We start from the raw sequence: 15,934 nt of genomic DNA on the forward strand, positions 1-15,934 counted from the left end.
TTGCCATACGATCATGAACTGCGTCGACGTGTGCCCGAAGGGGCTCAACCCGACGAAGGCGATCGGCAAGATCAAGGAACTGATGGTGCGACGGACGGTTTAAAGAACGGGCTTCAATCCGCCTCGAACTTTGGGACTCGAAAGGCCGGCGATTTTCGCTGGCCTTTTTTATTTGATTTGCCCTTGGTCGATCCTTGTTCGCGGCACCGACTTTGCTGTCGCACGCTTAAACAAGGTAGGATCGAGCCGTTCAGTACCGCCAACCTTTCCGCGCTCGATTCATGCTGCTAACCCTCGTTGTCGTCGCCGGCCTGTGGGCCGGACTCCAAAACACGCTCGCCGGCGGCGGCTCGTTCGTCACGCTGCCCGCCTTGATCATTTCGGGCATGACGCCGCTTGCCGCGAATATCACCTCGACGGTCGCGCTCTTTCCCGGGCAAGTCGTCTCGGGGTTCGCCGGCCGGCGCCTCATCAGCGGCGCCGCCAAGCTGCCGTTCTCCGTGTTGTTCGGCGTCAGTATTGTCGGCGGCGCGGTGGGCGGGATTCTGCTGCTCGTCACGCCGTCTTCGGTGTTTACGAAGCTCGTGCCTTGGCTCGTGCTGTTCGCCACCGCCGTCTTCACCTGGGGCAGCTTCTTTCGCAAAGCACAAGAAACGAAGGCGCACCTTTCGCCGATCGCCGCCGCCTTCGTTCAATTCCTGATCGCGATTTACGGCGGCTATTTCGGCGGCGGCATCGGCTTTCTGATGATGGCCGCCCTCACGATGGCAGGACTGCCCACGCGCAACGCGGGCGCCACCAAGAACGCCCTCGCCGGCGTGATGAACGCCGCGGCCGTGGTGATTTTCGTGACGTCTTCGCTGCTTCACTGGCGCGAAGCGATCGCGCTCGGAGCCGGCGCCATCATCGGCGGGCTGGCCGGTGTCTGGGCGCTGCGCCGCGTGAACGAGCGCGTCCTGCGTATCGCGATCGTCTGCATCGGCGTTGCGTTGACGATCGGGTTGTTCGTCAAACCGATTAGCTGATTGGCAGCCGCCTGGGGCGCCCGTCGCCCGGAAAAATCAGAAAGTCACCCCCGCCACCAGCATCAGGTTCGCGTAGGGCGTGCACTCGCCCGTACGCACCACGGCGCGCGCGAGACGCGACATCCGCTTCAGTTCCTCATGCGAGACCACTTGGCGCGAACCGATGCGGCCGGCCCATTCGCTCGCAAGCCAAGCGTCGTTGCGCGCCAGCGTTTCGCTTGCGACGACATGCGATTCGACCTGCATCTCGGTCAGCAAGATTCGCACGGTGGTCGCGAAGTCCGGCACCCCGCGCGTGAGCGCGAGATCGATGATCTCCGCCCCGGATCCATGCGGAGCCGGCATCCCGGCATCGGTGATCAGCACCCTGTCTCCGTGGCCCAGCGTCGCCACGAGACGTGACAACGCACTGTTCAGCAACTCCGTCTTCTTCATTTCCGTCAATCAACCTTGGAACGTGATTTCGTGCAAATAAGGAATCGAGGTTTGCGCCCCGGCCCGCGTCACCGATAGCGCCGCCGCGGCCTGGCCGAAGCGCACGGCTTCGTCGAGCGGACGCTTCGCGGCGAGCGCCGCGCAAAACCCGCCCACGAAGGTATCCCCGGCTGCCGTCGTGTCGATCGCTTCGACCTCGGCGGGGAGGTAGTGTTTGCCCGCCTCCTCGCCTTCGCCCTCGGCCAGCACCAGCACGCCGCGCTTGCCGAGCGTGATGATCACGTTGCGCGCGCCGCCCTGCTGCAGCACCTTCGCCGCGCGCCGCGCGCTCTCCGGCGAATCGACGGCAACACCCGAAAGCACCGATGCCTCGATCTCATTGGGGATCACGAAGTCCGAGGATTCGAGCCACTCGCGGGAAAGCGGTCCGGTCACGGGAGCGGGATTGAACACCACCGTCCGCCCCAGCGCGTGCGCTTTTTGCATTGCAGCGAGCACGGTCTCGCCCGGGACTTCCAACTGACAGACGAGCACGTCGGCCTGCGCGATTGCCGCCTCCTGCTCCGCGATCGCCGCCGGCATCAACGCACCGTTGCTGCCCGCCACGATGACGATCGCGTTTTGGCCGGCATCGTCGACGACGATCATCGCGACGCCGGTCGGCAGCGCTGCATCGGTCGCAACGCCGTTACAGTCGATGCCGTCGCGATGCAGCCCCGCCACGAGTTGCTTTCCATTGTCGTCGTCGCCGACGCACCCGATCATCGCGACTTGGGCACCCAGCCTCGCGGCCGCAACCGCCTGATTGCCGCCCTTGCCGCCCGGCACGTGGTCGAACGACCGGCCGGCCAGCGTCTCGCCCGCGCTCGGCAAGCGCGGAGCGCGAATCACGAGATCCATGTTGAGGCTGCCCACCACGGTCACGCGACCTGACTGTTGTTCCACTGCAGTAGTTCTCATCGATGTCATCGGGCTATTTGATTCGCTTCATGTCCCGCCCGCTCGACCACGCGCGAACTGGACTCGCGCACGAGCAGGCGCGGCTCGATCATATGCGTTTGCGCCGGGCCGGTGACCGTGCCGTTGATCCGCGCGAGCAAGGCATTGGCGGCCGCGTCGCCAAGACGCAAAATCGCCTGCCCCACCGTCGACAACGCCGGGTACACGTACCGGCTCATTTCGACATCGTCGAATCCGACGATGGAGCAATCGGCCGGAACGCGCAGCCCGCGTTCGGCGGCCGCGCGCAGCGCACCGATCGCCATCATATCGTTGCTCGCGAAAATGGCCGTCGGCGAAACGGCGTCCAGCAGTTCGCATGCCGCCGCGTAGCCGCCCGGGCACGTGAAACTGCCCTCCGCGACCGCACCCGGCAAGACTTCCACGCCGCGCTCCGCCATCGCGCGCCTGAAGCCGGCGACGCGGGTCGCGCTGACTGCCGTGTCGCTCGCGCCGGCAATGCACCCGATGCGCGTGTGACCGAGATCGAGCAGATGGCGCGTCGCCATCATCGCGCCGGCCTCGTGGTCGATCTGGACGAGATCCGCATCGAGCCCCGCAATGGGCCGATCGACGATCACGACCGGTACGCGCACGGCCTTCAAATCGTCCGCCACCGACGCGTCCTCGCCCACCGATGCGACGATCAGACCGTCGATGCGGTTCTGATGCAGCACGCGCAGGCACTCGCGCTGCGTCAGGATGTCGTTGTCGGAGTTGCACAGGATGACGCAGTAGCCGCGGCGCTTGAGCGAGCCCTCGATCCCACGCGCGAACTCGGCGAAATAAGGATTCGTGTTGTTCGGTACGATGAGACCGATCGTGGCCGTCGTCTTCGCCTTGAGCGAGCGCGCCGGCGCCGACGGCACGTAGTTCATCTCGGCAATGGCCGCCAGCACGCGCGCGCGCTTGTCCTCGCTGACCGGGCGCGTGTTGTTCAGGACGTGCGACACCGTCGTGTACGACACGCCCGCCCTCTGAGCTACGTCTCGGATAGTCCACATAATGAAAGTAACGCCCGGCTGCCCTTAATCGCGTCTCGCCCCGCGGCGGCTGCGATAGGTATCGAGCACGACTGCGACGACGATGACCGCCCCCGTGATGATACGTTTCGTCGGCTCGTTCGCGCCAATCTGCGCGAGCCCCGCTGCCAGTACCGAGATGATAAGCACGCCAAAAAACGTGCTGATCACCGAACCGCGCCCGCCCATGAGGCTCGTGCCGCCGATGACGACGGCCGCGATCACTTGCAGCTCGATGCCGACGCCGGCGTTCGGATCCGCCGCTTCGAGGCGCGAAACCTGAAACAGCGATGCGAGCCCGGCGAGCGCCCCCATCAGCGCGAACACGATCACCTTGTAGGGACGCGGATCGATGCCGGCGAGCCGCACCGCGGTTTCGTTCGTGCCGATACCGATGAGGCAGCGGCCGAACACGGTGCGCCGCAGCACCAATTGCGCCACCACCATGACGACCATCGCGATCACGAACGCCGGTGAAATGCCGCCCGCGAACGGGTTGGCCAGCCAATCGAACGTGCTGCCGATATAGGACGTGCGCGAGTCGGTCAACTGATAGGCGAGCCCGCGCGCCATTTCGAGCACGCCGAGCGAGACGATGAACGACGGGATTCTCCAGGCAACCGTCACCATCCCCGTCAAGCCACCAGCAAGCGCGGCGAGGGCGAGCCCCGCGAGGGCCGCGGGGATCGCGCTCCAGTGCCATTGCAGCGCGACCACGCTGACGGCCGAAGCCGCCAGTGCGAGCACGGAGCCGACCGAGAGATCGATCTCGGCGAGGATCAGCACGAACGTCATGCCGACCGACATGACCACGAGATCGGGAATCTGGTTGGCGATCGTGACGAACGTTTCGTACGTGAAGAAGTGCGAACTGAGCGTGGAGAACAGCGCGATCATCGCGGCGAGCGCAACGATCAGGCCGAGGTAGCTGGTGAGTTCGAACCGTGCGGGGCTTTTGCCTTTCGGAGCCGCGACGTCGACGGGCGTGTTTGAGGAAATCGTCATCGTGTTTCTCTCTTTAATACGTCAATACATCCATACATCAATACGTCAGTAGCTCGTCACGCTTCGCATAGCCGGAGAATGCCGCGGCCAGCAAATCGTCTTGGGTCCATTCGTCGCGATCGAAGATGCGAACGAGCTTGCCGGCCGACATCACGCCGATCCGATCGCAGATGAGCATCAGTTCGCGCAATTCGCTCGACACGACGACGAGCGCCTTGCCCTTCTTCGCTTCCTCGCCGAGCAGGCTGTAGATCTCGAACTTCGCGCCCACGTCGATCCCGCGCGTCGGCTCGTCGAACAGCAGGACATCGGCGTCGCGTTCGAGCCAGCGTCCGATCACGACCTTCTGCTGATTGCCGCCGGAAAGTTCGCCGACGCTCTGCTGCCCGCTAGAGCAGCGAATCCGCATCGCGTCGATATGGCGCTGCGCAAGCGCCCTTTCGCGGGCGCTGTCGATCCAGCCGAAGCGCGACACCACGCCAAAATTGTTGAGCTCGAGATTCGACGCGATCGACTGCGTCAGCATCAGGCCTTCGCTCTTGCGATCCTCGGTGATCAACGCCATGCCATGCCTGACGGCGTCGGAAGGCGTATTGATGTGCGCGGGCCGAGGCGGCGTACCGATCGATACCGTGCCCGCGTCTTTCGCATCGGCGCCGAAGATCGCCCGCAGCAGTTCGGTCCGTCCCGAGCCGATCAAGCCGCTGATGCCGAAAATCTCTCCGCGCTTCACCTCGAACGAGACGTCTTGAACCGCGGCCCCGCGCGAGAGTTTGTCGACACGCAGCATCGGCGCGCCGATCGTGCGCTCGCCGAAGTCGATCGTCTCGCCGATATCGCGGCCGACCATCTGCGTTACGAGTTGATCCGTGGTGTACTCGGAAATCGGCCCGACGCTGACGAGCTTGCCGTCGCGCAGCACGGCAACGCGTTCGGAGATGCGCGCCAATTCCTCGAGACGGTGCGAGATATAGACGATCGACACCCCGTCGCGCTTGAGCCGCTCGACTTGATGAAACAGCAGATCGACTTCGCGCCCGGTCAGCATCGCGGTGGGCTCGTCGAGTATCAGCACGCGGCAATCGCCGATCAGGTTGCGGGCGATCTCGACGAGCTGCTGGTGGCCGATCCCGAGTTCGCTGACGGGCGTATCGGGATCGAGCGCTTCGAGCCCGACGCGCGCCATCGCCACGCGCGCGTCTTCGCGCAGACGCTTGCGGGAAATCCAGCCAATCCCCTTGACGGCCGGCAGGTTGTTCAGAAACAAGTTTTCGGCGATGGTCAGCGTCGGCAAGAGATTCAGCTCCTGCATCACCATCCGCACGCCGAGCGCTTCCGCTTCCCGGCGGCTCGCGGGCGCGTACGCTTGCCCGAGATAGTGCATCGCGCCGCATGTCGGCTTCACCAGACCGCTGACGATCTTCGACAGCGTGCTCTTGCCCGCACCGTTCTCGCCCGTGAGCGCGAGCACTTCGCCCACGTTCAGGGTGAGATCGATGCCGGCCAGGACCGGAACCGTGTAGGTCTTGCCCACCCCGGCGACCGTGAGCACGGGACTGCCGGGCGGCGCAAGTTCCTGCGTGCTCGTTGTAACTGCTCTCATGCACCCACCTCCTTCAAGAGCACCAGGGCAAAGCCCCATCCGTGATCCGATCCGGCCATGCGGCTTGCTAGCTTGCTTTTCAGCGAACTTACTTCTTGACGACCAGTTCGACCGGCGTTTCGACGACGCTCGCCAGTTGGCTCTGCTTCTCGTGGTCATGGATCGCCTTGAGCGCCGTATCGATGCCGAACACGGCCTGCTTGGCGGCGAACTGGTTGACCGTGGCCAAGATGCGGCCGTCGGCCAGCATCGGCTTCACGGCGTCGATATCGTCGTAGCCGATGACAGCCACCTTGCCTGCCCGGCCGGACGCGCGAATCGCGGAGACGGCGCCGAGCGCCATGTTGTCGTTACCGCACAGCAGCGCCTTGATGTTCGGATCGGCGTTCAGCATTTGCAGCGCCACGGCGTTGCCCTTGTCGATTTCCCAGTCACCCGACTGCACCGAGACGATCTTGGCACCGGCCGTCGCCATGGCGTCCTTGAAGCCGGCCGTGCGCTGCTGTGCGTTCGTCGTCGTGGACACGCCTTCGACGATGCCGACTTCGTCGCCCTTGCTCAGCGTCTTGGCGAGATAGTCGCCGGCCAGGCGCGCGCCCTTGCGATTGTCGGGGCCTACGAACGGCACCGTGATCCCCTTGGACTTCAGCACATCCGGGTCGAGACGATTGTCGATATTCACGACGATGATGCCGGCGTCGATCGCCTTTTTGATCACAGGCACCATGGCCTTCGAATCGGCCGGCGCGATCACGATCGCATCGACCTTCGACACGATCATCTGCTCGACGATGCGGATCTGCGCGGCCGTGTCGGTTTCATCCTTGATCCCGTTCGACACCAGATCGAATTGGGCGGCGTGTTGCTTCTGGTAATCCTTCGCGCCGTCTTCCATCGTGCGGAAGAACTCGTTCGCGAGCGACTTCATGACGAGGGCGACCTTCGGTTTATGAGCGGCTTCCTGGGCCTGCGCTTGCGAGCCGAGCGGCAGCATGACGGCAGCGGCCAACCCGATGCATGCGGCGAGCATGCGGCGACGGACGGGGGTCTTCATGGGATGTCTCCTGGGAATCGTTCGATTTGGTTTTCCGCGACTGCTTACTGAATTTTCGCAGCTTGTTGCGCAACCGGTTGCGCAACAAAATCCGCTTATTTAACGGAAAAACGTGGCGCGCAACCGGTTGCGGATCGAATATTCGAGGAGACGATTTCTAAAGTCAACCAGTGGATGTTGTGCGGCGCGTCATGAAAAGGGCCGAGTTGGGAGGAAAACGAAAGATGTCTGAGGAGCGGTAGCGTTCGGGGCACCCGTGCGGTTGCCGGCGGCGAAGTGCAGTATCCTGGCGAGCACGAAAGGCCCTCTCCCATGACACTCATCCCGCCCGAACTCGAACAGATCAGTGCCGCCACATTGCAGCACTACAACGCGAACGCCGAGCCGTTCCGTGAAGGCACGCGCGATCACGACGTTACGCAGAACATCGCGGCGTTGCTGCGCCACATCGACGCCGAGCCGCCTTTTGCGATTCTCGACTTCGGCTGCGGGCCGGGACGAGATCTGAAAGCGTTCACCGCCCTGGGTCATCGAGCGGTGGGCGTCGACGGCGCCGAGCGCTTCGTCGCGATGGCGCGTGAAGAGACCCGTTGCGAGGTGTGGCTGCAGGATTTTCTGCACTTGGACCTGCCGGCTGCACGCTTCGACGGCGTGTTCGCCAACGCCTCGTTGTTCCATGTCCCGAGCCAAGAATTGCCGCGCGTCCTTCGGCAACTGCACGCGACACTGAAGCCAGGCGGCGTGCTATTCAGCTCGAACCCGCGTGGCACGAATCAGGAGGGCTGGACCGGCGGCCGATACGGCGCTTTCCACGATCTCGAAGCGTGGTCGCGGTATATGGTGGATGCGGGGTTCTTCGAGCTCGAGCATTACTATCGCCCGGCTGGATTGCCGCGCGATCAGCAGCCTTGGCTCGCGAGTGTCTGGCGCAAGCCGGCCGCAGCGTGACCTGTCGCGGCGGTTGCCCATACGACACGATTCGGCCGTTCAAAGCTTAGGCGCCTTCCCCAGCCCAAGCTTTTCGATCGCCTCGTACGCGTCGATCACCATCGTGGCGATCTCGCCCACCGTGACACGCAACCCTGTGGCGCGCGAGCGCATGTGCTCGTAGGCCTCGCTCTCACTAAGCCGCTGCGCCTCCATCAGGATGCGCACGGCCTTTTCGACATGGCGGCGTGCCTTGATTGCCTCTTCCAGCTTGCCGATCTTGTTTTGCAACCGTTGCTGGTAGCCCGACGAGGCCCGGGCGAGCACGAGCGTGCTCAGAATCCCGCTGGAACGGTACGGCTTCGTTATCACGCCATGTGCCTGCGTATCCACTAGCATTTTCAGCGCCGTGGGATTTTCGTAGTCGGACAAAGCAATCAGCGTCGCGGCTGTATCCGCCGCACACCAGTTGCCGGCACTTCGAAGCTCCGGTCCCACCAGAAAAAATATGACGTCGGCATCCGCCGGCAACTGGGTAGGAAACGGCCAAATCGCGCGAACCGGGCAGCCGATGCGGCGCAACTGCTCCTCCAGGACGCTTCGGTCCTCTCCCGGCGGATGGATGACGGCCACCCGCAGCGAGCGCAGATCATCGAATAAACGACGCGCGCCAGTGGTCATGAACGTTCCCCATCGAGCCAAAATTCGGCTAGGCCATACGTGGTGAGATAGGGATCCGGTTTGACAGGGCCGCGGCTTTCCCATACGACATCGAACGTGCCGTCCGCTCTGCAAATCGCGATGCGTGGCGTGAGGGTAGCGTGGTTGTTGCCGGGATCGATCCTGAGCATGCCTTCCGGCGAATCGAATTCCACTTCATGAACGGCTTCGACCAATCTCGCCGTATCGAGACTTTGCGCCCGCGCAAGCGCTCGGGCGAATAGATGCACTTGGTTGTAAGCCATCTCCGACCACATGCTGGCAGGCTCGTCTCCGAATCGCGTGCGCCACGCGTCCAAGTAGCGGCGATTGCTCTCGTTGTCCAGCGTATTGACGTAGCTCGCTGCAACGATATGGCCACCGCAAAGTTCCGGACCGATCATGCGAATCTCGCCTTCGGTCATGGTCAGACTGGCGATCGGATGGCGCGCCGGATCGAAGCCCCGCTCCCGGTACATCGTGTAGAAGGTCCGCGCCCCGCGACCGATCAGCGTCGAAAAAACCACATCGGGGCCGACGGACTCGATTTCGTCGATGACGGTTTTCAGCGAAGCCGGATCGGCGTCGCTCGGCAGGTAGACTTCTTCGACGATTTCGCCTCCATGGTCCTCCACGATGTCTCGAATGATGCGGTTCGATTCGCGCGGATAGATGTAATCGGCACCGACGAGGAAAAACCGGCGCCCAACGTGGCGCAGCAGCCAGGCCGCGAGTTGCATGCTGTTCTGATTGGGCACCGCGCCGGTGTAGATCACGTTGGGCGAATACTCGAATCCTTCATAGATCGAGCAATACCACAATAGCGCGTTGTTCCGCTCGATTACCGGCAGCACGGCCTTGCGGCTCGACGAAGTCGAGCACCCGAAGATGACCGTCACGTCGTCTTCCTGCAGCATACGCGTGGCTAGGCGGCGATATTCGTCCGCGTCGCCCTTGGGATCGTAGACGACCGGATCGAGAAGGTGCCCGGCGACGCCACCCGCCGCGTTGATTTCCTCGATCGCGAGCACGGTGCCGAAGAAGTGTTCCGATTCGGTCGCTGACGTCACGCCGGCTCGCGAATACAGAACACCGATGCGCCACTGTTCGTCGCGCCCCTTGCTCGAAGGTTGGCTTTCGTTAGTCATGAAGCAACTCCTGCGTTCACGCACGATACGCCGCAATCGCGCGTTCGGCGAACGCCGCGGCACTCAGGCATCGTGCGTCGTCCCACGGCCGGCCGATGATCTGCACGCCAATCGAGCCCCCTCGTTCGCCTTGCAATCCGGGCACGTTGACGCAGGGACACCCGAGGAGCGTCCAATTCCGATTGAACGCGGGGTCGCCTGTCGAATCGAATCCCACCGGCGCCTCATCGGGCGTGCTCGGTGTCAGGAGCGCGGTGACACCCTCGAACAATTGCGCGAGTCTATCCCTGGCATGCCCCATCAAGGCGCACGCCTTCGCATAGGTCGCCGTGTCCACTAAGCCCGCCCGATCCATGAATCCGGCAAGCAGGGGCGACAAGTCGTTTCGACGATGATCGTACTCGTATCCCAGCGCGCGCCACGCCTCGTAGCTTTGAATCGTGTCGTGCGCGTCGATCAGATCGGCCATCCAAGAATCGAACCGAATCCGCTTCACGCGGCCGCCCGCCCCTTCGATCGCTGCAATGGCGACATCCAGCACCGCGGTCGCATTGGCCGATGCCTTCGTCCATGGATAGCTTTCCGGAACGCCAACCACTGGCATGTCTCCCGCATCGCCGACCGCGAGTTGGCGCCCCGACAAGGCCTGAGCCAAGTAGGCCACGTCAGCAACGCTCGCGGCGAAAAGGCCTACCGTGTCGAACGACCACGAGAAGCATTTCATGCCGACAGTCGGCAGCAATCCGAAGGTGGGCTTATAGCCGGCGATCCCGCAAAACGATGCCGGGCGGATCGTCGAGCCGCCCGTTTGCGAGCCGATTGCGAACGGCACCATTCCGGCTGCCACGGCAGCGGCGGATCCCGACGACGACCCGCCGGGCGTTCTTTCCATATCGCACGGATTGCGCGTCACAGTCGGCGCCATATACGCGAACTCGCTGGTCGTCGTCTTACCGACGATGACCGCGCCGCTCCGGCGTAAAAGCGTGACGATGGCGGCATCGGATTGGGGCTGATGTCCGGCATAGATCGGCGACCCGTAACTCGTCGTCAAATCATGCGTGTCGTAAATGTCTTTCACCGCAACCGGAATGCCGGCCAAAGGCCCCGACGCAGCCACGGCATTCGCCATTGCCGCCTCGCGCGGTATCACGACAGTCATCGCATTGATTCGAGGATCGACTTCGTCGATGCGTGCGAGCGAGTCGAGCACCATGGCGCCACGGTCACGAGAACCGTCACCGGCTCCAAGCGCGAGTTTCAATCCCGAGACAGGCTGATAAAGAGAATTGGCAATCATCGGATTCATGTTTCCCGTTTTGAGCGATCAAAGACCCATCAGACGCGCAAGTGACCGAAGATCGATTCCGCCGCGCCTTCATCCTTCGCATCGCCGTGGTCGACGATCTCGCCTTGCTTCAAGATGGCAAAGCGGTCCGCAACCTGCAGGGCGAACGGAACGTGCTGTTCGACGAGCAGGAGCGTCGTGCCGTGGCGCTTGCGCTCCCACAGCAGCGCTTGTGCAAGACGATCGATGACCGAGGGTTGCAGGCCTTCCGTGATTTCATCGAGCAGAATGACCGACGGGCGCATCATCAACGCTCTGGCAACCAGCAGCATTTTCTGTTCGCCGCCGGAGAGCGTTCCGGCGTACTGCTTGAGGCGACTCTTGAACACCGGAAAAACCGGCTCGATTTCCGCGAAGCGCTCGTCGAAGACGGATACTTTCGGCAGTCCGAGCCGCAGGTTGTCGCGGATGGTGAGGTCTTGAAACAGCGCGTGCTCCTGGGGCGCATAGGCAATTCCGGCCCGAGCGATCTGGTGCGACGGCGCACGCGTGATGTCGAGTCCGTTCACGTGGATCGCACCGCTCTTCTTCGGCAGATAGCCCATGATCGTCTTGAGCAAGGTGGACTTGCCCATGCCGTTCTTGCCGAGCAATGCGACGGCCTCGCCGCTCGACACCGCCATCGACAGCTTGCGCAGCACGATCGAAGCCTTGTATCCGCTGGTCACGTCCTGCAAGTTCAATGCGATCGCGCTCATGATGCGTCCCCGTGATTGCCGGAACCGTTGCCCGCCGCGGACTGCGGCGTCCCCGCATAGATCGTTTTGACGAGCTCCGAATTGACGACTTCATCGAAGCTGCCTTGCATGACAATGCGTCCGTGATGAAGGACCACGATCCGTGTGGCGATCTCGGCGACAAAATCGAGATCGTGTTCGACGAGCAGACAGCAGAGCCGATATCGGTGGGCCAACGAGGCCAGGACGCTCCCGATCTGAGTGCGTTCGGTCTTGGTCAACCCCGCTGTCGGTTCGTCGAGCAGAACGATGCGCGGCTCCAGCGCCAGCACCATCGCGAGCTCCAGCGCTTGCTGCTCACCGTGCGACAGATCCTTCGCCACGGCGCCGAGCTTCCGGTCGAGGCCCGTCGCGCGAACGACTTCGAGCGCATAGGACGGTAGCGCCAGCGAGTTCGAGCGCCGAAACAGCGAAGGCCGCTCGATCAGCGTACCCGCGATCCGCAGACATTCCGCAACCGTCAGGCTATCGAAGATATTCGCATTCTGGAATTTCCGGCCCAATCCGAACCGCACGCCGCGATTCGGCGGAAGCTGCTTGATATCGTTGCCGCACAGCACGACGCGTCCCGCCGATCGTTCGGCGCCGTCGCTCATGCAACGCATCAATGTTGTCTTGCCCGCGCCGTTCGGGCCGATCAAACCGACCAACTCGCCGGCATCGGCATGCAGATCGATACCCTGCAGCACCTTCAGGCTGCCGAAGTTCTTTGCGACATCGTTCATTTGCAGCGCCGGTTCCGAGGCCGCCTGAGCGGAGGGCGCTTGTACGGCTCGCTCGACCAGGATCGGTTGTGTGCCGGCACCGGCCAGCCTACGGAACGGCCTCGCGAGCAGCGGCACGAGCCCCTGTGGAAGCAAGACGATGACGGCCACGAAGGCCGCGCCGAGAATCAATTGCCATGCGAACGGCAAGCTGCCGCTGAGGTACGACGTTACGACATTGATCAAGAGCGCGCCGACGACCGGCCCCCACAGTGTCCCTCGGCCGCCAAGCGCCACCCAGATGATCAATTGCGTGCCGAGCACGAACCCGGTGAGTTCCGGCGCGACCACGCCGCTGAACGCCCCATAACCAAAACCTGCGATACCGGCAACGATTGCCGCAACGATCAACAATACGATCTTGACGAGCGACGTATCGATACCGAGGTACAGGCACCGCGACTCGTTGTCGCGAATCGCCACCAACGTGCGACCGCCATCGCTGTGCACGAAGAACCAGGCTAGCGTTGCGATGATCAGCAAGCCCGCCCCCGCGACTCCGTACCATGCCTGTAGAGACAGATCGAATGTTTCGTACCCGGTCAGGCCGGAACTGGAGCCCGTCCATTCGCCGCCCGACAACAGCAATTGGGACAGCACGATCGGCAGCACGAGCGACATGACGGTCGCAAAGAACGGCGATGCACCGCGATAGAAGGACAGCCAGCCAAGCACCGCAGCGACGGCCGCGGCCACCGCGACCGCGGCGCCGAGTCCGAGCAACACGTAGCCCGGTGAAAACCCGCCATGTGTGAAGACGAGACCGGCCGCGTAGGCGCCGATGCCGAAGAAGGCGGACTGGCCGAACGTCAGATAACCCGTGTAGCCCCAGAGCACATCCACGGTCACCGCAACGATCGAAAAGAAGAACGCTTGAATCAGGACGTTCAGCAGATACGTGCCGAACAGGAATGGGCCGGCGATCAGAAGCGCGATCGCCGGCCCGCCGACGAGGAGCAATCCGCGCATATGCCGCATCCGATTGTCGGCCGCGCGCTGTCCAATGCCGACATTGCCCGGCGACGCAGTAACCTTAGCCATGAGAGAACCCCTGCGGACGGATGCGCAACGTGAAAGCGGCAAGCACGGCGATAGTCAGGCCGCCCAATACCGGACTGACGAAGGTGCTGACGAGAACCTGGCATGCGCCGAATACCACGCACGTGACCAGCAGGCTGACCATCGAATACCCGGCCACCATCACCAGCATGAAGGCATTGATCAGATAAGCGAGCCCCATGTTGGGCTCGACGCTCGACAGCGGGGTGATCAACGTTCCGGCCAACGAGCCGAGCGCGGCGCCGAGGCTGAACGTAATGAAGCGAATTCGGCCCGAATGAATCCCGAGTCCGCGCGCCAGGTCTTCGTTCATGATGACCGCGCGGGTCTTCACGCCGAAGCGCGTGCCGGAAAGCAGCGCGGTCAGAAGCGCGCACAAACCCACGGCGATCGGAATCAATAGCAGGCGGTACGCGGAATACTCGGTGCCCGCGACCGAGATCGCTCCTTTCAGCGGCGTTTCGACGAACTGCACCTCGCGGCCGAACGCCATGACGATGAGTTGGCCGATCACGATGCCGAGCCCCCATGTGGCCAGGATCGCGTCGAGGGGGCGCTTATACAGCGGGCGTACGATCACTTGTTCGACGACCATGCCCACTGCTACGCCGACAACCAGCGCGAGCGGCACGCCGACCCAAGGGTCGAGCTTCAATTGCGTCACCACGAAGCTCGCATAGGCGCCCATCGTGAGCAGCGCGCCATGCGCGAAGTTGACGATCTTCATCACGCCGAAAATCACCATCAACCCGGCAGTCACGATAAACAGAATCGCCGCGGTCGTTAAAACGTCCAATGCCAAAACCATGTCCCTCTCCCGTTCACGTTCGCCCGCCCATGCTGTTGATGGGCAAGCAGGCGAACGTGCTTTCTCAAACCGTTACTTGATATTCGGGCATTGCTTGCCCGGGTCGACATCCGTGAATGTCTGAAGGATCTTCACCGAGCCGTCCGTCTGGATCTGGCCGAGCCGCATCGCAAGCGGCGTGTGACGGCTCTCGTCCATTGTGACGGGGCCGCGCGGCCCGTCGAACGACACTTGACCGAGTGCCTTGATGACCTTGTCGGGATCCGTCGTACCGGCTTTTTCGACCGCGGCCTTGTAGAGGAAAAACGCTTCGTATTGCGGCTCCGAAAGCTCGTTCGGCGTCTTCAAGTTCTTGCCGAAGCGTTTGCGCATGGCCGCGAGGAACTTGCTGTTCTCGGGCGTATCGATACTCGTCAGGTAGGAGCCGGACATATAGATGCCGGTGGCAACATCCCCCATGCTCTTCGCGGTGCCTTCGTCGATGGCCAGGTTGCCGTACGGCAGCGTCAACCCCGACGCCTTCAATTGCTTGGCTAGCGCGACGTTGGGCGCACCGCCGGCCGTCGCGCTGATCAGCGCGTCCGGATGCGCCGAGCGGATCTTCGAGAGGATCGGCGTCCAGTCCGTGCCGTCGATCGGCAAGTATTCTTCGCCGATCACCGTTCCGCCGTGCAGCGTGATGTATTTCGCCGTGAAGTCGAGCATGCCGCGTCCGAAGGCATAGTCGTTGCCGATCAGGTAAAACGTCTTCGCACCTTTACTTTTCTCGAAGTAGTCGACCACCGGGGCGACCTGCTGGTCCGGCACCCAGCCGTTGACGTACATCCACGGGCTGCAGGACTTGCCTTCGTAGAACGACGTGTAGATGAACGGCTTCTTTCCCCGGGCCACGATGGGCAGCGCCGCGTTGCGGGCCGCACTCGTTTCCATCGATATCACGGCATCGACGTTCTTTTGAAAGACCAGCGTGTCGTAGGCCTTTTGCGCGCCGACTGCGCCGGAGGCGTCGTCCGCGATTTCGAGCTGAACTTTTCGCCCGAGGATGCCGCCCGCCGCATTGATTTCGTCGACGGCGAGTTGCGACGACTGCACGACCGCGGGCGCGACGACGCTGTTGGCGCCGGACAAACCGACGGCAACGCCGATCTTGATGGGTTCCGCGGCGTATGAAGCGGTACTCGACGCGAGCGCGGCCGCGACGATGCTGACGGCACCGACGGCGCCAACGATCATCTGTAGTTTGGACGGTTTCATGGTGTCTCCTTCACGTATCGTAGGATTGGATTCAGGTTCATGCGGAC

Annotated in this window: 15 protein-coding genes and 1 pseudogene; 3 read left to right on the forward strand and 13 right to left on the reverse strand. The window is 62.9% G+C overall.

Annotated elements, in window-relative coordinates; all coding sequences use genetic code 11:
* A pseudogene (sdhB, locus tag DWV00_RS18140) lies at positions 1-103 on the forward strand (succinate dehydrogenase iron-sulfur subunit); the annotation flags it as partial.
* Positions 104-281: 178 nt separating this feature from the next.
* On the forward strand, positions 282-1,025 hold the full coding sequence (locus tag DWV00_RS18145) for a sulfite exporter TauE/SafE family protein (protein WP_425452800.1): 744 nt from the start codon (positions 282-284) through the stop codon (positions 1,023-1,025).
* 36 nt (positions 1,026-1,061) lie between these two features.
* Here DWV00_RS18145 and rbsD read toward each other — a convergent pair whose 3' ends face one another.
* The 6 genes from rbsD to DWV00_RS18175 all read right to left on the reverse strand — a co-directional run bounded on the left by rbsD (position 1,062) and on the right by DWV00_RS18175 (position 7,143).
* Positions 1,062-1,460, reverse strand: coding sequence for a D-ribose pyranase (gene rbsD / locus DWV00_RS18150; RefSeq protein WP_115535002.1), 399 nt, complete (start codon positions 1,458-1,460; stop codon positions 1,062-1,064).
* Between the two features lie 9 nt (positions 1,461-1,469).
* Entirely contained in the window at positions 1,470-2,420 is a 951-nt protein-coding gene (gene rbsK / locus DWV00_RS18155) for a ribokinase (protein ID WP_115535260.1), read from the reverse strand.
* Between the two features lie 5 nt (positions 2,421-2,425).
* Positions 2,426-3,463: a LacI family DNA-binding transcriptional regulator gene (locus DWV00_RS18160; protein WP_115535003.1), complete on the reverse strand. Its 1,038-nt coding sequence runs from the start codon at positions 3,461-3,463 to the stop codon at positions 2,426-2,428.
* Between the two features lie 24 nt (positions 3,464-3,487).
* Positions 3,488-4,486: an ABC transporter permease gene (locus DWV00_RS18165; RefSeq protein WP_115535004.1), complete on the reverse strand. Its 999-nt coding sequence runs from the start codon at positions 4,484-4,486 to the stop codon at positions 3,488-3,490.
* 37 nt (positions 4,487-4,523) lie between these two features.
* Entirely contained in the window at positions 4,524-6,089 is a 1,566-nt protein-coding gene (locus tag DWV00_RS18170; RefSeq protein ID WP_115535005.1) for a sugar ABC transporter ATP-binding protein, read from the reverse strand.
* 88 nt (positions 6,090-6,177) lie between these two features.
* On the reverse strand, positions 6,178-7,143 hold the full coding sequence (locus DWV00_RS18175; RefSeq protein ID WP_115535006.1) for a sugar ABC transporter substrate-binding protein: 966 nt from the start codon (positions 7,141-7,143) through the stop codon (positions 6,178-6,180).
* Positions 7,144-7,455: 312 nt separating this feature from the next.
* Here DWV00_RS18175 and DWV00_RS18180 point away from each other — a divergent pair, with 312 nt between their 5' ends.
* On the forward strand, positions 7,456-8,091 hold the full coding sequence (locus tag DWV00_RS18180; RefSeq protein ID WP_115535007.1) for a class I SAM-dependent methyltransferase: 636 nt from the start codon (positions 7,456-7,458) through the stop codon (positions 8,089-8,091).
* A gap of 39 nt (positions 8,092-8,130) precedes the next feature.
* Here DWV00_RS18180 and DWV00_RS18185 read toward each other — a convergent pair whose 3' ends face one another.
* From DWV00_RS18185 to DWV00_RS18215, 7 genes are all read right to left on the reverse strand, one after another.
* Entirely contained in the window at positions 8,131-8,751 is a 621-nt protein-coding gene (locus DWV00_RS18185; protein ID WP_115535008.1) for an ANTAR domain-containing response regulator, read from the reverse strand.
* Positions 8,748-9,917, reverse strand: a complete 1,170-nt coding sequence (locus DWV00_RS18190) for a transporter substrate-binding domain-containing protein (protein ID WP_115535009.1) — start codon at positions 9,915-9,917, stop codon at positions 8,748-8,750. Before DWV00_RS18190 ends, DWV00_RS18185 begins: the two co-directional genes overlap by 4 nt.
* 16 nt (positions 9,918-9,933) lie before the next feature.
* The gene (locus tag DWV00_RS18195) at positions 9,934-11,217 is read right to left on the reverse strand and encodes an amidase (RefSeq protein ID WP_115535261.1); all 1,284 of its coding nucleotides are present in this window, start codon (positions 11,215-11,217) and stop codon (positions 9,934-9,936) included.
* A gap of 38 nt (positions 11,218-11,255) precedes the next feature.
* A complete protein-coding gene (locus DWV00_RS18200; RefSeq protein ID WP_115535010.1) occupies positions 11,256-11,963 on the reverse strand; it encodes a branched-chain amino acid ABC transporter ATP-binding protein in 708 nt (235 codons plus the stop codon).
* The gene (locus DWV00_RS18205) at positions 11,960-13,744 is read right to left on the reverse strand and encodes an ABC transporter permease subunit (protein ID WP_245964950.1); all 1,785 of its coding nucleotides are present in this window, start codon (positions 13,742-13,744) and stop codon (positions 11,960-11,962) included. Before DWV00_RS18205 ends, DWV00_RS18200 begins: the two co-directional genes overlap by 4 nt.
* A 55-nt stretch (positions 13,745-13,799) precedes the next feature.
* Positions 13,800-14,633: a branched-chain amino acid ABC transporter permease gene (locus tag DWV00_RS18210; RefSeq protein ID WP_115535012.1), complete on the reverse strand. Its 834-nt coding sequence runs from the start codon at positions 14,631-14,633 to the stop codon at positions 13,800-13,802.
* Positions 14,634-14,705: 72 nt separating this feature from the next.
* Positions 14,706-15,887, reverse strand: coding sequence for a substrate-binding protein (locus DWV00_RS18215; protein WP_115535013.1), 1,182 nt, complete (start codon positions 15,885-15,887; stop codon positions 14,706-14,708).
* Between the last annotated feature and the right edge of the window lie 47 nt (positions 15,888-15,934).

This window comes from Trinickia dinghuensis (assembly GCF_003367175.1).
GTDB lineage: Bacteria > Pseudomonadota > Gammaproteobacteria > Burkholderiales > Burkholderiaceae > Trinickia > Trinickia dinghuensis.